The sequence below is a fragment of the Pseudomonas sp. ACN5 genome, assembly GCF_002303975.1.
Taxonomy (GTDB): domain Bacteria; phylum Pseudomonadota; class Gammaproteobacteria; order Pseudomonadales; family Pseudomonadaceae; genus Aquipseudomonas; species Aquipseudomonas laurylsulfatiphila.
In genome coordinates, this window is the sequence record NZ_MRCP01000011.1 from 76,091 (window position 1) to 93,244 (window position 17,154).

General features: G+C 59.2%; 17 protein-coding genes. 14 read left to right on the plus strand and 3 right to left on the minus strand.

Annotated features, from left to right (window positions below):
* Positions 1-90 precede the first annotated feature (90 nt).
* The 4 genes from trxB to infA all read left to right on the plus strand — a co-directional run bounded on the left by trxB (position 91) and on the right by infA (position 2,888).
* On the plus strand, positions 91-1,050 hold the full coding sequence (gene trxB, locus BSF40_RS20485) for a thioredoxin-disulfide reductase (RefSeq protein WP_095966493.1): 960 nt from the start codon (positions 91-93) through the stop codon (positions 1,048-1,050).
* 62 nt (positions 1,051-1,112) lie between these two features.
* On the plus strand, positions 1,113-1,793 hold the full coding sequence (gene aat, locus BSF40_RS20490; protein WP_095966494.1) for a leucyl/phenylalanyl-tRNA--protein transferase: 681 nt from the start codon (positions 1,113-1,115) through the stop codon (positions 1,791-1,793).
* A 57-nt stretch (positions 1,794-1,850) separates the two neighbouring features.
* Positions 1,851-2,558 (plus strand): arginyltransferase, encoded by a 708-nt coding sequence (locus BSF40_RS20495; protein ID WP_015094395.1) that lies wholly within the window; start codon positions 1,851-1,853, stop codon positions 2,556-2,558.
* Positions 2,559-2,669: 111 nt separating this feature from the next.
* Complete coding sequence (gene infA, locus BSF40_RS20500) at positions 2,670-2,888, plus strand: translation initiation factor IF-1 (protein ID WP_002553999.1); 219 nt, start codon at positions 2,670-2,672, stop codon at positions 2,886-2,888.
* A gap of 239 nt (positions 2,889-3,127) precedes the next feature.
* On the opposite strand, the gene clpA is transcribed toward infA, so the two are convergent.
* Both clpA and clpS read right to left on the minus strand, forming a co-directional pair.
* A complete protein-coding gene (clpA, locus tag BSF40_RS20505) occupies positions 3,128-5,398 on the minus strand; it encodes an ATP-dependent Clp protease ATP-binding subunit ClpA (RefSeq protein WP_007972069.1) in 2,271 nt (756 codons plus the stop codon).
* A 30-nt stretch (positions 5,399-5,428) separates the two neighbouring features.
* Positions 5,429-5,791 carry an ATP-dependent Clp protease adapter ClpS gene (gene clpS / locus BSF40_RS20510; RefSeq protein WP_015094394.1) on the minus strand — a complete coding sequence of 121 codons (363 nt, stop codon included), beginning with the start codon at positions 5,789-5,791 and terminating at the stop codon, positions 5,429-5,431.
* 223 nt (positions 5,792-6,014) lie between these two features.
* Between clpS and cspD the strand changes: the two genes are divergently transcribed.
* A complete protein-coding gene (gene cspD, locus BSF40_RS20515) occupies positions 6,015-6,269 on the plus strand; it encodes a cold shock domain-containing protein CspD (protein ID WP_015094393.1) in 255 nt (84 codons plus the stop codon).
* A gap of 81 nt (positions 6,270-6,350) precedes the next feature.
* On the opposite strand, the gene icd is transcribed toward cspD, so the two are convergent.
* Positions 6,351-7,607: an NADP-dependent isocitrate dehydrogenase gene (gene icd, locus BSF40_RS20520; RefSeq protein WP_007972065.1), complete on the minus strand. Its 1,257-nt coding sequence runs from the start codon at positions 7,605-7,607 to the stop codon at positions 6,351-6,353.
* On the opposite strand from icd, the gene BSF40_RS32745 reads away from it, so the two are divergent.
* From BSF40_RS32745 to BSF40_RS20565, 9 genes are all read left to right on the plus strand, one after another.
* On the plus strand, positions 7,606-7,773 hold the full coding sequence (locus BSF40_RS32745; protein ID WP_172435730.1) for a hypothetical protein: 168 nt from the start codon (positions 7,606-7,608) through the stop codon (positions 7,771-7,773). The genes icd and BSF40_RS32745 overlap by 2 nt on opposite strands.
* Before the next feature lie 327 nt (positions 7,774-8,100).
* Positions 8,101-10,326 carry an NADP-dependent isocitrate dehydrogenase gene (locus BSF40_RS20525; RefSeq protein ID WP_095966495.1) on the plus strand — a complete coding sequence of 742 codons (2,226 nt, stop codon included), beginning with the start codon at positions 8,101-8,103 and terminating at the stop codon, positions 10,324-10,326.
* A gap of 209 nt (positions 10,327-10,535) precedes the next feature.
* On the plus strand, positions 10,536-10,982 hold the full coding sequence (locus BSF40_RS20535; RefSeq protein WP_095966496.1) for an NUDIX hydrolase: 447 nt from the start codon (positions 10,536-10,538) through the stop codon (positions 10,980-10,982).
* Positions 10,983-11,041: 59 nt separating this feature from the next.
* Positions 11,042-12,175: a tRNA 2-thiouridine(34) synthase MnmA gene (gene mnmA / locus BSF40_RS20540; RefSeq protein WP_095966497.1), complete on the plus strand. Its 1,134-nt coding sequence runs from the start codon at positions 11,042-11,044 to the stop codon at positions 12,173-12,175.
* A complete protein-coding gene (gene hflD, locus BSF40_RS20545) occupies positions 12,172-12,795 on the plus strand; it encodes a high frequency lysogenization protein HflD (protein ID WP_095966498.1) in 624 nt (207 codons plus the stop codon). Before mnmA ends, hflD begins: the two co-directional genes overlap by 4 nt.
* A 124-nt stretch (positions 12,796-12,919) precedes the next feature.
* Entirely contained in the window at positions 12,920-14,290 is a 1,371-nt protein-coding gene (purB, locus tag BSF40_RS20550) for an adenylosuccinate lyase (protein ID WP_007981277.1), read from the plus strand.
* Between the two features lie 86 nt (positions 14,291-14,376).
* Positions 14,377-15,546: a cupin domain-containing protein gene (locus BSF40_RS20555; RefSeq protein WP_007972092.1), complete on the plus strand. Its 1,170-nt coding sequence runs from the start codon at positions 14,377-14,379 to the stop codon at positions 15,544-15,546.
* Positions 15,539-15,964 carry a GNAT family N-acetyltransferase gene (locus BSF40_RS20560; protein ID WP_095966499.1) on the plus strand — a complete coding sequence of 142 codons (426 nt, stop codon included), beginning with the start codon at positions 15,539-15,541 and terminating at the stop codon, positions 15,962-15,964. Before BSF40_RS20555 ends, BSF40_RS20560 begins: the two co-directional genes overlap by 8 nt.
* A gap of 368 nt (positions 15,965-16,332) precedes the next feature.
* Positions 16,333-17,085 carry a secretin N-terminal domain-containing protein gene (locus BSF40_RS20565; RefSeq protein ID WP_095966500.1) on the plus strand — a complete coding sequence of 251 codons (753 nt, stop codon included), beginning with the start codon at positions 16,333-16,335 and terminating at the stop codon, positions 17,083-17,085.
* Positions 17,086-17,154: the final 69 nt, after the last annotated feature.

Sequence of the window (17,154 nt, forward strand, 5' to 3'; positions counted from 1 at the left end):
CCTTGGGTGTAGCATAGTCAACAGCACATGACATGCTATTCAATTTGAGCATGCATTGTCTTTTGTGACAAAGGCTTATGAGGTGTTTTTATGAGCGAAGCGAAGCATTCCCGCTTGATCATCCTGGGCTCCGGCCCTGCCGGTTACAGCGCAGCCGTTTATGCCGCCCGCGCCAACCTCAAGCCCGTTGTCATTACCGGCATACAGGCAGGTGGCCAGCTCACCACCACCGTCGAAGTCGATAATTGGCCAGGCGACGTCGAAGGCCTGACCGGCCCCGTGCTGATGGAGCGCATGCAAAAACACGCCGAGCGCTTTGCCACCGAGATCGTTTACGACCACATCCATACCGCCAAGTTGCAACAACGGCCATTCGAGCTGATTGGCGATGGCGGCACCTACACCTGCGACGCCCTGATCATTGCCACCGGCGCCTCCGCACAATACCTGGGCCTGCCCTCGGAGGAAGCATTTGCCGGCAAAGGGGTGTCGGCGTGCGCGACCTGTGACGGGTTCTTCTATCGCAACCAGGTGGTCGCGGTGGTCGGCGGCGGCAACACGGCGGTCGAGGAAGCCTTGTACCTGTCGAACATCGCCAGGGAAGTGCACCTGATCCATCGACGCGACAAACTGCGCTCGGAGAAAATCCTCCAGGACAAACTCTTCGAAAAAGCCGCCAACGGCAATATCCGCCTGCATTGGAACCAGAATCTGGACGAAGTGCTCGGCGATGCCAGTGGCGTGACCGGTGCCCGCCTGCGGGACAGCCAAACAGGTGAAACCAAAGAGCTGCCGCTGGCCGGGGTGTTTATCGCCATCGGCCACAAACCCAACACCGACCTGTTCACCGGGCAACTGGAAATGCGCGACGGGTATCTGCTGGTCAAGGGCGGCAGCGAAGGCGATGCTACCGCCACGGCGATTGCAGGTGTGTTTGCCGCCGGCGACGTGGCCGACCATGTTTATCGCCAGGCCGTTACGTCTGCCGGTGCCGGTTGCATGGCGGCGCTGGACGCCGAAAAATACCTCGACGACATTCCTGCCGTTTGAAGGCAAACTTTACGGCGGGCCAATGCCCGCCACTGCCCTCCCCTTCTGCAAGCCCGGATGCCATGCTGACTTGGTTACAACGCAACACCTTGCATTTCCCACCGCTGGAAAAGGCCATGCGCGACCCCAACGGGCTGCTGGCTGCCGGTGGCGACCTGTCCGCCGATCGGCTGATCTCGGCTTATCGCCACGGCTGCTTCCCATGGTTTTCCGAAGGCCAGCCGATTCTCTGGTGGTCGCCGGACCCGCGTACGGTTCTGTTTCCCGACGAATTGCACGTCTCGCGAAGCCTGAACAAACTGCTGCGCCAGCAACGCTATCAAGTGACCTTCGACCAGGACTTCGCCGCCGTCATCCGCGCTTGTGCAGCTCCCCGGGATTATGCCGACGGCACCTGGATCACCGAAGCGATGCAGGAGGCCTACATCGAACTGCACAGGCGGGGTCACGCGCACTCGGTGGAAGTGTGGGACGGGGACGAACTGGTCGGCGGCCTGTATGGCCTGGCCATGGGCCGGTTGTTTTTTGGCGAGTCCATGTTCAGTCGCGCTGACAACGCCTCTAAATTCGGCTTTGCCACCCTGGTCCGGCATCTGAAAGACTCGGGGTTTGTACTGATCGATTGCCAGATGCCGACCGATCACCTGCACAGCCTCGGAGCCCGGGCCATCCCCCGCCGTGAGTTTGCCAGCTATCTGGCCGGATATCTGGACCAACCCAACCATGCCACCTGGGTTTGCTGAGCGACATTTGCGCGCGTGGCTTACACTTATTCAAAAGCATTATCCCGAGGGTTGATCATGACCGAGTTGGCGCGTTTGAAGTTCTATGCCACTCAGCCGCACTCTTGCAGTTATCTGCCCGATGAGCAGGCCACCACCCTGTTCCTCGATCCTAGCCAGCCCATGGATGTGCATGTCTATGCAGACCTGTCGGAGATGGGGTTTCGTCGCAGTGGCGATCATCTCTACCGGCCGCATTGCCAGAATTGCAATGCCTGCGTTCCGGCGCGCATTCCCGTGGGGCAGTTCACGCCCAACCGGCAACAGAAACGCATCTTCAAGCGCAACGCGGACTTGCAGGTGCGTCCGGCCAAGCCCCGCTTCAACGAAGAGTACTTCGAGCTTTACCAGCGCTACATCGAACAGCGTCACGCCGATGGCGACATGTACCCGCCCAGTCGCGACCAGTTTTCGACTTTCCTGGTGCGGGACCTGCCGTTTTCACGGTTTTATGAGTTTCGCCTGAACGGCCAGCTGCTGGCCGTCGCCGTCACCGATTTGCTGCCGAACGGTCTTTCGGCGGTCTACACCTTCTACGAGCCAGCCGAAGAGCGTCGCAGCCTTGGACGCTATGCAATCCTGTGGCAAATCGCCGAGGCCCGGCGTCTGGGGCTGGAGGCGGTCTACCTCGGCTACTGGATCAAAAACTGCAAAAAAATGAATTACAAGACTCAATATCGCCCTATTGAGTTGCTGATTAATCAGCGCTGGGTGGTTCTAAACTAGAGCCGGCCCTAAACCCCTTGGCTTAAACCCCACTTTTCGGGCACAATGCACGCCGCTTTTGCCTGGCGCAGTTGCACCGGGCCATTCATTGGACACCGAGGGCTTTACTGCATGTCGAAAGAAGACAGCTTCGAAATGGAAGGCACTGTCGTCGACACCCTGCCCAACACCATGTTTCGTGTGGAGTTGGAAAATGGGCACGTCGTAACCGCGCACATCTCCGGCAAGATGCGCAAGAACTACATCCGTATTCTTACCGGCGACAAAGTGCGCGTAGAGCTGACTCCCTATGACTTGAGCAAAGGGCGCATCACTTACCGCGCCCGCTAATCTGGTCAATACAAGACGCCCGGCTTATGCCGGGCGTTTTTGTTTGTCTGCGATTTAGCGACCACAACACAAAACCCTGTGGGAGCGAGCTTGCTCGCGATGGCGTCAGTTGGTCCAACATTGATGCAAGCTGATGCACCGCTATCGCGAGCAAGCTCGCTCCCACAGGTTTTGATGTGCATTTTGCAGACAACAAAAAGGCGCCTTTCGGCGCCTTTTTGCTTTGTGGCGGTTTAACGTCAGGCCATCTCGGCCGTGGTCTCGAACTCGAAGGTCAGCTCGCCATCCTTGATGTCGATGTGCACCACACCGCCATGTTCGGCCAGTTCGCCAAAGAGAATCTCCTCCGCCAGTGGACGCTTGATCTTGTCCTGGATCAGGCGAGCCATTGGGCGAGCACCCATCGCCGCGTCGTAGCCACCTTCGGCCAGCCAGCTGCGGGCCGCATCGGTGACTTCCAGCAACACTCGCTTGTCTTCCAGCTGCGCCTGAAGCTCGGTAAGGAACTTGTCCACCACGCTCTTGATGACCTCATGGCTGAGGCGACCAAACTGGATAATGGTGTCCAGACGGTTGCGGAATTCCGGCGTGAAGCTCTTCTTGATCACTTCCATCGCATCGGACGAGTGGTCCTGGAAGGTGAAACCGATCGAAGCACGAGCAGCTGTCTCGGCACCGGCGTTGGTCGTCATGATGACGATCACGTTACGGAAATCCGCCTTGCGCCCGTTGTTATCGGTCAAGGTACCGTGGTCCATGACCTGCAGCAGCAGGTTGAAGACTTCCGGATGCGCTTTCTCGATTTCATCGAGCAACAGCACGCAGTGTGGTTGCTTGGTGATGGCTTCGGTCAGCAGACCGCCCTGGTCGAACCCGACATAACCCGGAGGCGCACCGATCAGACGCGATACGGTGTGGCGCTCCATGTACTCGGACATGTCGAAGCGAATCAGCTCGACACCCAGCGCCTTGGCCAACTGACGCGCCGCTTCGGTTTTACCGACACCGGTAGGCCCGGCGAACAGGAACGAACCGACAGGCTTGTCAGGGGACTTGAGGCCGGCACGGGACAGCTTGATCGCGGTGGCCAGCGAGTCGATCGCGGCATCCTGACCAAATACGGTCAACTTCAGGTCACGCTCGAGATTACGCAACAATTCCTTGTCGGAGCTGGTGACGTGTTTTGGCGGAATCCGCGCGATTTTCGCGACGATGTCTTCGACCTGAGGCACTTCGATGCGCTTGACACGCATCTCGACCGGTTGCAGGCGCTGGTAGGCACCCGCTTCGTCGATCACATCGATCGCCTTGTCCGGCATGTGACGATCATTGATGTAACGCGAAGCCAGTTCGGCAGCCGCACGCAGGGCTTCATCGCTGTATTCGATATTGTGATGGCTTTCGAAACGCCCCTTCAGGCCGCGCAGAATGCCAATGGTGTCTTCCACCGAAGGCTCCGACACATCGACCTTCTGGAAACGCCGGGCCAAGGCACGGTCCTTCTCGAAGATGCCGCGGAATTCCTGGAAGGTGGTCGATCCGATGCAACGGATATCACCCGAGGACAGTAGCGGCTTGAGCAGGTTCGAGGCATCCATGACACCACCGGACGCGGCACCCGCACCAATGATGGTGTGGATCTCGTCGATGAACAGGATCGCCTGCGGCCGTTTCTTCAGCTCATTGAGCAACGCCTTGAAGCGCTTCTCGAAATCGCCACGGTATTTGGTACCGGCCAGCAAGGCACCCAGGTCGAGGGAGTAAACCACGCTGTTGGCCAGCAGGTCCGGCACCTGGTTGTCGACAATGCGCTTGGCCAGGCCTTCGGCGATCGCGGTTTTACCCACGCCCGCCTCGCCCACCAGCAGCGGGTTGTTCTTGCGCCGACGCGCCAGGATCTGTGCGACACGCTCGACTTCCAGCTCACGCCCCACCAAGGGATCGATACGACCCTGTCGCGCGAGTTCGTTGAGGTTGCTGGCATAAGCATCCAGGGGATTGCCCGAGGAAGAAGACTCACCGCCCTCGTCGTCCTGCATATCTTGCTCACCTTCAGAGTGATCGCCATGCCCCGGCACCTTGGAAATGCCATGGGCGATGTAGTTGACGACATCTATGCGGGCAACGCTCTGCTGTTTCAGCAGGAACACCGCCTGACTCTCTTGCTCACTGAAGATCGCGACCAGCACGTTGGCACCAGTCACTTCGCGTTTGCCCGAGCTCTGTACGTGAAACACAGCACGTTGCAGTACACGCTGGAAGCCCAGGGTTGGCTGGGTTTCGCGATCCTCGTCATGCACGGGGATCAATGGCGTGGTGGAGTCGATGAACTCCTGCAGGTCATGCTTGAGTTTGTCGAGGTTTGCGCCGCACGCGCGCAGAACGGTGGCGGCAGCCTCATTGTCCAATAGGGCCAGCAGGAGGTGTTCGACGGTCATGAACTCATGACGCTTCGAACGGGCTTCCTTGAAGGCAAGATTGAGGGTGACTTCGAGCTCGCGGTTTAACATAGCTTCACCTCATACCCAAGTGGTCGGCGATTAACCGTCCTTCTCGATTTCACAGAGTAGCGGATGCTGGCTTTCCCTGGCGTACTGGTTGACCTGCATGGCCTTGGTCTCCGCGATGTCGCGGGTAAACACTCCACATACTGCCCGTCCTTCTGTATGGACGGCCAGCATGACCTTGGTCGCCAGCTCGCGATTCAGGTTAAAAAACACCTCGAGCACTTCGACGACGAAATCCATCGGTGTGTAGTCATCATTGAACAAAACCACCTTGTACATCGGCGGCGCCTGTAGAGCAGGCTTTGCCTCCTGAACAGCAATGCCTGCGGAATCGTCGTCGTGTAAATCAGGGCGATCCTGATTGAATGTTAGTCGAATCTGGCTGATTGCATGCATGGAAAGAAAGGTTCGTCAGTTGTTCAAATACAGTGGTGGGGGCGGCTATCAGCGATTTCAACTCCGACTGCCGGTCAGCTTGACTATCGGCAAAAGGGTGTTACAACCAATAGAGCCCACAGTGGGTAAAAAAGGTCCGCGGAGTCAAACTTATTTACAGGTTCGACTGCGGATGTAGTGGATGATACTCCAGTGATGGAGTCTGTTGCAGAGGGAGTTGGGTATGGCAGTCGGCAAGGTGAAGTGGTTCAACAACGCCAAGGGTTACGGATTCATCAACGAGGAAGGCAAGACAGAGGATCTGTTTGCCCACTACTCGGCCATAAAAATGGAAGGTTATAAAACCCTGAAAGCCGGGCAAGCTGTCGTATTCGAGATCATCCAGGGCCCCAAAGGCCTTCACGCGGTCAACATCGGCAACCCGGTGGACGCCTCGAAAACCGCGACACCGTCACCTGAGCAGACCGTTTCGGTTTAATACCGCCGCGTCATCCAGTCATAAAAAAAACCGCCTGACTCAACTTCTTGAATCAGGCGGTTTTTGTGTACCTGCGTGTTCTTACATGTGCGAGATCAGCGCATCACCGAAACCGGAAGACGACACCAGTTTCGCCCCTTCCATCAGACGCTCGAAATCATAGGTCACGGTCTTGGCGGAAATCGCGCCATTGGTGCCCTTGATGATCAGGTCGGCCGCTTCGGTCCAGCCCATGTGGCGCAGCATCATTTCAGCGGAGAGGATCAGCGAACCCGGGTTGACCTGGTCCTTGCCGGCGTACTTCGGTGCCGTACCGTGGGTGGCTTCGAACATGGCCACGGTGTCGGACAGGTTGGCCCCCGGTGCAATACCGATACCGCCCACTTCCGCCGCCAGGGCGTCGGAGAGGTAGTCACCGTTCAGGTTCAGGGTCGCGATCACATCGTATTCGGCCGGGCGCAGCAGGATCTGCTGGAGCATGGCGTCGGCGATGGCATCCTTGACGATGACGTTCTTGCCGGTTTTCGGGTTCTTGAACTGCATCCACGGACCGCCGTCGAGCAGGGTCGCGCCGAATTCTTCAGCCGCCACTTCGTAGGCCCATTCCTTGAAGGCACCTTCGGTGAACTTCATGATGTTGCCTTTGTGCACGATGGTCAGCGAATCGCGATCGTTGTCGACCACATATTGCAGGGCCTTGCGCGCCAGACGCTTGGTGCCTTGCAGCGAAACCGGCTTGACACCGATACCGCAGTTCTCGTCGAAACGGATCTTGGTGACGCCCATTTCTTCTTTAAGAAACTTGATGACCTTGGTGGCTTCCGGCGTACCGGCCTTCCACTCGATGCCGGCGTAGATGTCTTCGGAGTTCTCGCGGAAGATGGTCATGTCGACATCACCCGGTTTCTTGACCGGGCTAGGCACGCCTTCGAACCAGCGCACCGGGCGCAGGCAGACGTACAGGTCGAGTTGCTGACGCAGGGCCACGTTAAGTGAACGGATGCCGCCACCGACCGGGGTGGTCAGAGGGCCCTTGATGGAAACCACGTAATCCTTGACCGCGTCCAGGGTTTCCTGAGGCAGCCAGGTGTCCTGATCGTAGACCTGAGTCGCTTTTTCCCCGGCGTACACCTCCATCCAGGAAATCTTGCGCTCGCCACCATAAGCCTTCTTAACTGCAGCATCGACAACCTTGATCATGACCGGGCTGATGTCGACACCAATGCCGTCGCCTTCGATGAAGGGGATGATCGGGTTATTAGGAACATTGAGAGAATGGTCTGCATTGACGGTGATTTTGTCGCCGACGGCTGGAACCTGAATCTTCTTGTAACCCATGCTGAACTCCATTGATTGGATTGAACATCTGGCTTGGTTCGAGCGTAACCCAGTTGAATCGGCGCGCAAACCCTATGTTCTATCCATATGCCGCAAAGCCGCACAACCAGCGACCTACAAGCCTGAAAGCAAAGGGAAAAACGCCAAACTCAAGCACGACGAATGACCTTACGCCCTCCTCGCCCCTGCGACCTTTAGACCAATGGACGACATTCGTTGCGTATGAACCATCGGCAGATTGCCAGCTACCTATGTATAATGCCGCCGCTGACTAAAGGGTCACGACGGGTTGAACGGCTCTACGACGAGAGTTTCAACCCGATAAGTCGGTCTGTTACCGCAGCCCGACTGCTTGACGCCCCACTGATGCACCCAACATCACAGCAACGAAACCTCGATATTCGGCTCATGGATGACTTTGAACGAACGCGCTTACCCGGCGCCCTCGAGTTTCTGCGCACGCTTTAGCAAAGAAGAGAGAGTTAATCCGAATATGCCCACCCGCTCGAAGATCATCTATACCTTCACCGACGAAGCTCCTGCCCTCGCCACCTATTCACTGTTGCCTATCGTAGAGGCCTTCACCGCCTCGGCTGATATCGCCGTTGAAACCCGCGATATCTCTCTTGCAGGGCGCATCCTGGCCAGCTTCCCCGAGCAACTGGGTGACAAAGCCGTAGCCGACCACCTCGCCGAACTGGGCGCCCTGGCCGTTACGCCTGAAGCCAACATCATCAAGCTGCCGAACATCAGTGCTTCGGTTCCACAACTGCAAGCCGCGATCAAAGAGCTGCAAGCCCAGGGCTACAACCTGCCGGACTACCCGGAAACCGTGACCTGCGACGCCGACAAAGAAGCCAAGGCGCGCTACGACAAGGTCAAGGGCAGCGCCGTGAACCCGGTTCTGCGTGAAGGCAACTCCGACCGTCGCGCTCCGCTGTCGGTCAAGAACTATGCGCGCAAGCACCCGCACAAAATGGGCGCCTGGGCCAAGGACTCCAAGTCCCACGTTGCGCACATGAGCACCGGCGATTTCTACGGCAGCGAAAAAGCCGCCCTGATCGACGCCGCTGACGCCGTGAAAATCGAACTGATCGCGCAAGACGGCACCGCCACCGTCCTGAAAGAAAAGACCAGCGTACAAGCCGGTGAGATCCTCGATTGCGCGGTCATGAGCAAAAACGCCCTGCGCCGCTTCATCGCCGCCGAAATCGAAGACGCCAAGGCACAAGGCGTACTGCTGTCGGTTCACCTGAAAGCCACCATGATGAAGGTTTCCGACCCGATCATGTTCGGCCAGATCGTTGCCGAGTTCTATAAAGACGCACTGACCAGGCACGCTGACGTGCTGGCACAGATCGGCTTCAACCTGAACAACGGCATCGGCGACCTGTACGCTCGCATCAAGGCCCTGCCTGCCGAACAGCAAGCGGCCATCGAAGCTGACATCCAGGCGGTCTACGCCGCTCGCCCTTCCCTGGCAATGGTCAACTCCGACAAAGGCATCACCAACCTGCACGTGCCGAGCGACGTGATCGTCGACGCCTCGATGCCGGCGATGATCCGTGACTCCGGCAAGATGTGGGGCACCGACGGCCAGCTGCACGACACCAAGGCCGTGATCCCGGATCGTTGCTACGCGACCATCTACCAGGCCGTGATCGAAGATTGCAAAGCCAACGGCGCATTCGATCCGACCACCATGGGCAGCGTGCCGAACGTTGGCCTGATGGCGAAGAAAGCCGAAGAATACGGTTCCCACGACAAGACCTTCCAGATCAAGGCTGACGGCGTTGTTCGCGTCACCGACAGCAAGGGCAACCTGCTGCTGGAGCAGTCGGTCGAAGCCGGCGACATCTTCCGCATGTGCCAGACCAAAGATGCACCGATCCAGGACTGGGTCAAACTGGCGGTCAACCGTGCTCGCGCCAGCAGCACGCCGGCGATTTTCTGGCTGGACCCAATGCGCGCCCACGACGGCGTGGTGATCGAGAAAGTTCAGGCCTACCTGAAGGATCACGACACCGCCGGCCTGGACATCCAGATCATGTCGCCAGTCGACGCCATGAAGTTCACCCTGCAGCGCACCCGCGAAGGCAAGGACACCATCTCGGTGACCGGCAACGTACTGCGCGACTACCTGACCGACCTGTTCCCGATCATGGAACTGGGCACCAGCGCCAAGATGCTGTCGATCGTGCCGCTGATGAACGGCGGTGGCCTGTTCGAAACCGGCGCCGGCGGTTCGGCGCCGAAGCACGTTCAGCAGTTGCTGGAAGAAAACTTCCTGCGCTGGGATTCGCTGGGTGAATTCCTGGCCCTGGCCGCGTCCCTGGAACACCTGGGCGTGACCTACGACAATCCGAAGGCGCTGGTACTGGCCAAGACCCTGGACCAGGCCACCGGCCAGTTCCTGGACAACAACAAGTCGCCATCGCGCAAAGTCGGCAACATCGACAACCGCGGCAGCCACTTCTACCTGGCGCTGTACTGGGCTCAAGCCCTGGCCGCCCAGACCGAAGACGCTGCACTGCAAGCGCAGTTCGCGACCCTGGCCAAAACCCTGACCGAGAACGAGGCGACCATCGTTGCCGAACTCAACGCCGTTCAGGGCAAGCCAGTGGACATCGGCGGTTACTACCACGCCGACGCCGAGCTGATCAGCAAGGCCATGCGCCCAAGCGCAACCTTCAACGCGGCGGTTGCAGCGCTGGTTTAAGGTTGTAAGGAAGCACCACAAACCCCGGCCCTGTGCCGGGGTTTGTGTTTTCTGGCCTTCACACAATTTACCGGTGACACACGGACCAATGTGGGAGCGGGCTTGCTCGCGAAAGCGGTTTATCATTCAACACCTTCATTGACTGACCCACCGCTTTCGCGAGCAAGCCCGCTCCCACAGGGACAGCATTTCAACTTCGAGGAGATCTCATGGACTGGAAACCCCACATCACCGTCGCCACCATCGTCGAAGACAACGGCCGCTTCCTGATGGTCGAAGAACTCAAGCACGGTCGCGTGGTGCTCAACCAGCCCGCCGGTCACCTGGATCCGAGCGAAACCCTGACCGAAGCCGCCGTGCGCGAAACCCTCGAGGAAACCGGCTGGGACGTCGAACCGACCGGCGTACTGGGCATTTACCTCTACACCGCCCCAAGCAACGGCGTAACCTACCAGAGGGTCTGCTTCATCGCCAAAGCGCTGAAACACCACCCCGATTATCAACTGGACGACGGCATCGTCGGCGCCAAGTGGTTGACCCGCGAGGAATTAATCGAGGAGCGCGGCAACTGGCGCAGCGAGCTGATCATGCGCTGCATCGATGACTATCTGGCAGGCCAACACTTCGGCCTTGAATTGATCCGTCCTTCTCTTTAGCCATGCGGGCTCCGGCCTGTTAGAATCGCGTCCTTTTTCAAGACACTCATTGAATCCCTATGCGTGATCCAGCCCCTTCTGACACACAAAAGAAGCGCGTCATTGTCGGCATGTCCGGCGGCGTGGACTCTTCCGTTTCCGCCCTCCTGCTGATCGAGCAGGGCTATGAGGTGGAAGGCCTGTTCATGAAGAACTGGGAAGAAGACGATGGAACGGAATACTGCACCTCCATGGATGACCTGGCGGACGCCCAGGCCGTGTGCGACAAGATCGGCATCAAGCTGCACACCGCCAACTTCGCCGCCGAGTACTGGGACAATGTGTTCGAGCACTTCCTGGCCGAATACAAGGCCGGACGCACGCCGAACCCGGACATCCTGTGCAACCGCGAAATCAAGTTCAAGGCGTTCCTCGACTACGCCATGGTGCTTGGCGCGGACCTGATCGCCACCGGCCACTACGTGCGTCGCCGCGACATCGATGGTCGCACCGAACTGCTCAAGGGCCTGGACCCGAACAAGGACCAGAGCTACTTCCTGCACGCCGTCGGCGGCGAACAGATCGCCAAGACCCTGTTCCCGGTCGGCGAGCTGGAAAAACCGCAAGTGCGCGCGATTGCCGAAAAGTACGAGCTGGCGACCGCGAAGAAGAAGGACTCCACCGGGATCTGCTTTATCGGCGAGCGCCGTTTCAGCGATTTCCTCAAACAGTACCTGCCGGCACAACCGGGCGAGATCAAGACCACCGAAGGTGAAATCATCGGCCGTCATCACGGCCTGATGTATCACACCATCGGCCAGCGTCAGGGCCTGGGCATCGGCGGCCTCAAAGACGCCAGCGACGAGCCGTGGTACGTGCTGATCAAGGACCTGGAGCACAACGAGCTGATCGTTGGCCAGGGCAATGACCACCCGTGGCTGTTCTCCCGCGCCCTGCTCGCTTCCGATATCTACTGGGTCAACCCGATCGACCTGAGCCAGCCACGCAAGCTGACCGCCAAGGTTCGTTATCGTCAGAGCGACCAGCCCTGCACCCTGGAAAAAACCGCCACCGGTTATCGCGCGACCTTCGATGACCCGCAGCGCGCGGTCACTCCGGGCCAGTCCGTGGTGTTCTACGACGGTGAGATCTGCCTCGGCGGCGGCGTGATTGAAGTAGCCGAGCCGTGGACGAGCAAGGGCCAGGCCCTATGAACCCGATTCAGGAGCAACTGACAGCACTGGGCGGCGTGTTTCTCGCCGCCGTGCTGGTGGACAGGATTGCCAAGAGCGGCCAGACCAACGAGGCTGGCCTGAGTTGCATGCTCGGCAGCCTGCTGATCCGCGACCCCAAGGACACCCTGGAAGTCTATGGCGGCGATGACATCAACCTGCGTGAAGGTTATCGCGCCCTGATCGGCGCCCTCGAGCGCGACCCAAGCACCCTGCAGCGCGAACCGCTGCGCTATGCCCTGGCCATGCTCGGTCTTGAGCGCCAACTGGCAAAACGTGGCGACATGCTTGAGGTGATCGGCAAGCGTCTGCCGCAGATTCAGTCCCAGGTCGAACACTTCGGCCCGGCTCACGAAAACGTGATCGCCGCCTGCGGCGCGCTGTACCAGGATACTTTGAGCACCCTGCGCCAACGTATCCAGGTGCACGGCGACATGCGCAACCTGCAACAACCGAGCAACGCCTCGAAAATTCGTGCCCTGCTGCTGGCCGGCATCCGTTCTGCACGCCTGTGGCGGCAATTGGGCGGTCATCGCTGGCAGCTGGTGATCAGCCGTCGCAAATTGCTCAAAGAGCTTTACCCCTTGATGCGTAACGAATAACCCGCATCGACAGAACAGAACTTAGCAATACGCGTAATACGCCGGTCAGTTGGCGACGGACCGGCGGATTTTTTCATGTATGATACGCGCCCCATTTCGTTGCCTGACTGTCCGAGAACACCCCATGCAGCTCTCTTCGCTCACTGCGGTTTCCCCTGTTGACGGCCGCTACGCCGGCAAAACCCAGGCCCTGCGCCCAATTTTCAGCGAGTACGGCCTGATCCGTGCCCGCGTTCTGGTTGAAGTGCGCTGGCTCCAGCGCCTGGCCGCTCACCCTGCCATCAGCGAAGTGCCGGCGTTCTCCGCCGAAGCCAACGCTGTGCTCAACACCCTGGCGGAAAACTTCTCTCTGGAGCACGCCGAGCGCGTCAAAGAGATCGAGCGCACCACCAACCACGACGTCAAGGCCATCGAATACCTGCTCAAAGAGCAAGCGGCCAAGCTGCCGGAGCTGGCCAAGGTCAGCGAGTTCATCCACTTTGCCTGCACCAGCGAGGACATCAACAACCTGTCCCACGCCCTGATGCTGCGCGAAGGCCGTGATGACGTGATGCTGCCGCTGATGCGCCAGACCGCCAACGCCATCCGCGAACTGGCCATCCGCTTCGCCGACGTGCCAATGCTGTCGCGCACCCACGGTCAACCAGCCTCGCCGACCACCCTGGGCAAAGAACTGGCGAACGTGGTTTACCGTCTGGAGCGCCAGATCGCTCAAGTCGCTGCCGTTCCGCTGCTGGGCAAGATCAACGGCGCTGTCGGCAACTACAACGCCCACCTGTCGGCCTACCCTGAGATCGACTGGGAAGCCAATGCCCGCGCCTTCATCGAAGACGAACTGGGCCTGGGTTTCAACCCGTACACCACGCAGATCGAGCCCCACGACTACATTGCCGAGCTGTTCGACGCGATCGCCCGCTTCAACACCATCCTGATCGACTTCGACCGCGACATCTGGGGCTACATTTCCCTGGGTTATTTCAAGCAGCGCACCATCGCTGGCGAAATCGGTTCGTCGACCATGCCGCACAAGGTCAACCCGATCGACTTCGAAAACTCCGAAGGCAACCTGGGCATCGCCAACGCACTGTTCCAGCACCTGGCGAGCAAGCTGCCGATCTCCCGCTGGCAGCGCGACCTGACCGACTCCACCGTACTGCGCAACCTCGGCGTCGGCTTCGCCCACAGCGTGATCGCGTACGAAGCCAGCCTCAAGGGCATCAGCAAGCTTGAGCTCAACGAGCAGAAGATTGCCGCTGACCTGGACGCCTGCTGGGAAGTATTGGCCGAGCCGATCCAGACCGTGATGCGTCGCTACAACATCGAAAACCCGTACGAAAAACTGAAAGAATTGACGCGCGGCAAGGGCATCAGCCCTGAAGCGCTGCAGACTTTCATCGACGGCCTGGACATGCCAGCCGCCGCCAAGGCCGAGCTGAAACTGCTCACCCCGGCGAACTACATCGGCAATGCCGTGGAACAAGCCAGACGCATCTGATCGATCGCTAGACCCTTTGAAGACGCCCGGCCGCGCCGGGCGTTTTTATTCCCGTCTGAAAAGTGCATTTTTTCAATAGGTTACACATGAATCCTGATATTCCTCTTCAACTTCTGGGCGGCATCACGGCACGGGAATTCCTGCGCGATTACTGGCAGAAAAAGCCGCTGTTGATCCGCCAGGCGATTCCTGATTTCGAAAGCCCGATCGACGCCGACGAACTGGCCGGCCTGGCGCTGGAAGAAGAAGTCGAATCGCGCCTGATCATCGAGAATGGCGAGCGTCCATGGGAACTGCGTCGCGGCCCGTTCGCCGAAGATGAATTCAGCAAGCTGCCTGAGCGTGACTGGACCCTGCTGGTTCAGGCCGTGGATCAGTTCGTCCCGGAAGTCAGCGAACTGCTGGAAAATTTCCGCTTCCTGCCGAGCTGGCGCATCGACGACGTGATGATCAGCTACGCCGCGCCAGGCGGCAGCGTGGGCCCGCATTTCGACAACTACGACGTGTTCCTGCTGCAAGGCCACGGCAAGCGCAACTGGAAGATCGGCCAGATGTGCAACACCGAGAGCCCGATGCTGGCCCACGCCGACCTGCGCATCCTCTCCGAATTCGAAGCCACCGATGAATGGGTGCTGGAACCTGGCGACATGCTCTACCTGCCGCCGCGCCTGGCCCACTGCGGCGTCGCCGTGGATGACTGCATGACCTACTCGGTGGGCTTCCGCGCGCCGAGCGCCGCTGAAGTGCTGACCCACTTCACCGACTTCCTCAGCCAGTTCCTGTCGGACGAAGAACGCTACACCGACGCCGACGCCCTGCCGACTGCCGATCCTCACCAGATCCAGCGCGATGCACTCGACCGCCTCAAAGGCCTGCTGGCCGAGCACATGAGTGACGAGCGCCTGCTGCTGACCTGGTTCGGCCAGTTCATGACCGAGCCACGCTATCCGGAACTGGTAGTGGGCCCGGAAGACGTCGAAGAAGAGGACTTCATGTCCGCCCTCGAGCAAGGTGCGATCCTGATTCGCAACCCGAGCGCGCGCCTGGCGTGGTCCGAAGTCGATGACGACCTGCTGCTGTTCGCCAGCGGCCAGAGCCGTTACCTGCCGGGCAAACTGCGCGAACTGCTGAAGATGATCTGCGCCGCCGACGCGCTGCACGCCGACAACCTCGGCGAATGGTTGAGCGATGAAGACGGCCGCGGCCTGTTGTGCGAACTGGTCAAGCAAGGAAGCCTGGGGTTTGCCGATGAATAAGATTCACGTACGTGTCGCAGACTGGCAAAAGGACAACGCCGAGATCCGGCGCATTCGTGAAGCGGTGTTCGTCGCCGAGCAATCCGTTCCGCCGGAACTGGAATGGGACGCCGATGACATTGATGCCGTGCATTTCCTCGCTTACGAAGGCGACTTTCCGATTGGCACCGCGCGCCTGTTGCCTGACGGTCACGTTGGCCGGGTCTCGGTACTCAAGGACTGGCGCGGCCTGAAAGTCGGCGATGCGCTGATGCAAGCGGTCATCGGCGAAGCCGAAGAGCGCGGACTCAAGCAGCAGATGCTCAGCGCCCAGGTACAAGCCACGGCGTTCTATGAGCGCCTGGGTTTTCACATGGTCAGTGAGGAGTTCCTGGAAGCCGGGATTCCGCATGTGGACATGGTTCGCCATTCGGCCTGAGACCGAGTCGCCTACATCGCGAGCAAGCTCGCTCCCACAATAGATTTGTGAGTTGCTGAAGATTCTGGCAACACCATCGATCCCTGTGGGAGCGAGCTTGCTCGCGATAGCAGCCTCAAGAACACCACAAAACGCCCTGACATCACACGATGCCGGGGCGTTTTGCTGTCTAGGATTCAACTAGCGCCACTACAGGCCGACAAACTGGCAATATCAACACATGCACCTGTAGGAGCGAGCTTGCTCCGGGCGGCGTTCCGACGATGCACCTGAGAGCGCCGCGGGGTGTCAGGCTTCACGCATTATCGTTGACGACCATCGCGAGCAAGCTCGCTCCTACACAAATCACGAAGCCGGAGATAACGGATATGTCCCTACGCACCCTGCTCAGCACCCTGCTGGTAGCCTGCAGTTTTTCGGTCATGGCAGCCACCGAAATCGTGCCCCTGAGCTATCGCACCAGCGCCGACCTGCTGCCGGTGGCGCAGGATTTCATCGGCAAGGACGGACAGGTCAGCGCCTACGGCAATCAACTCATCGTCAACGCCGATCAGCGCAAGATCGACGAACTTAAAGCCCTTATCTCCCAACTCGACACAGCCCCCAAGCGCCTGCTGATCACTGTCGACACCAGCGACAACAACTTCCAGAGTGACCAGGGTTCTTCAGCCAACGGCGCCAAGACTCGCATCATCAACTACAGCACCGACAGCCGTGACGGCGGTATTCAGCAAGTGCAGGCCAGCGAAGGCGCACCGGCGCTGATCCAGGTCGGCCAGAGCGTGCCCCTGACCAGTTCGCAGACCGATGGCTATGGTGACCTGCGCAGCCAGACCGAATACCGCAACGTCACCCAGGGCTTTTACGTCACCGCAAACGTCACCGGCGACATCGTTCACCTCTCGATCAGTACCAACCGTGACCGCATGAGCCAGGAACGTCCCGATGTAGTGAACGTGCAAAGCACCGACACAACCGTCACCGGCCACCTCGGTGAGTGGATCCTGCTGGCCGGGGTCAATGGCCAGACCCAGGCCGACAAACAGGGCCAGACCCGCAGCTACTCAACCCAGAGCCGCAACGACATGACTTTGCGGGTGAAAGTCGACACCTTGGACTAAATCACCAAATACTGACTGACGAGTCGTATTAGACAAAAGATGTAGTGCTTGAAAAAAAGCACTACAAAA

Excerpts from the sequence above, each read along its gene's own strand:
- hflD (WP_095966498.1), top strand. The coding sequence starts at position 12,172 with ATGAACCCGATTCAGGAGCAACTGACAGCACTGGGCGGCGTGTTTCTC.
- icd (WP_007972065.1), bottom strand. The coding sequence starts at position 7,607 with ATGGGTTACAAGAAGATTCAGGTTCCAGCCGTCGGCGACAAAATCACC.
- purB (WP_007981277.1), top strand. The coding sequence starts at position 12,920 with ATGCAGCTCTCTTCGCTCACTGCGGTTTCCCCTGTTGACGGCCGCTAC.
- BSF40_RS20525 (WP_095966495.1), top strand. The coding sequence starts at position 8,101 with ATGCCCACCCGCTCGAAGATCATCTATACCTTCACCGACGAAGCTCCT.
- BSF40_RS32745 (WP_172435730.1), top strand. The coding sequence starts at position 7,606 with ATGCTGAACTCCATTGATTGGATTGAACATCTGGCTTGGTTCGAGCGT.
- BSF40_RS20535 (WP_095966496.1), top strand. The coding sequence starts at position 10,536 with ATGGACTGGAAACCCCACATCACCGTCGCCACCATCGTCGAAGACAAC.
- clpS (WP_015094394.1), bottom strand. The coding sequence starts at position 5,791 with ATGCATGCAATCAGCCAGATTCGACTAACATTCAATCAGGATCGCCCT.
- clpA (WP_007972069.1), bottom strand. The coding sequence starts at position 5,398 with ATGTTAAACCGCGAGCTCGAAGTCACCCTCAATCTTGCCTTCAAGGAA.
- mnmA (WP_095966497.1), top strand. The coding sequence starts at position 11,042 with ATGCGTGATCCAGCCCCTTCTGACACACAAAAGAAGCGCGTCATTGTC.
- trxB (WP_095966493.1), top strand. The coding sequence starts at position 91 with ATGAGCGAAGCGAAGCATTCCCGCTTGATCATCCTGGGCTCCGGCCCT.
- aat (WP_095966494.1), top strand. The coding sequence starts at position 1,113 with ATGCTGACTTGGTTACAACGCAACACCTTGCATTTCCCACCGCTGGAA.
- BSF40_RS20560 (WP_095966499.1), top strand. The coding sequence starts at position 15,539 with ATGAATAAGATTCACGTACGTGTCGCAGACTGGCAAAAGGACAACGCC.
- cspD (WP_015094393.1), top strand. The coding sequence starts at position 6,015 with ATGGCAGTCGGCAAGGTGAAGTGGTTCAACAACGCCAAGGGTTACGGA.
- infA (WP_002553999.1), top strand. The coding sequence starts at position 2,670 with ATGTCGAAAGAAGACAGCTTCGAAATGGAAGGCACTGTCGTCGACACC.
- BSF40_RS20495 (WP_015094395.1), top strand. The coding sequence starts at position 1,851 with ATGACCGAGTTGGCGCGTTTGAAGTTCTATGCCACTCAGCCGCACTCT.
- BSF40_RS20565 (WP_095966500.1), top strand. The coding sequence starts at position 16,333 with ATGTCCCTACGCACCCTGCTCAGCACCCTGCTGGTAGCCTGCAGTTTT.
- BSF40_RS20555 (WP_007972092.1), top strand. The coding sequence starts at position 14,377 with ATGAATCCTGATATTCCTCTTCAACTTCTGGGCGGCATCACGGCACGG.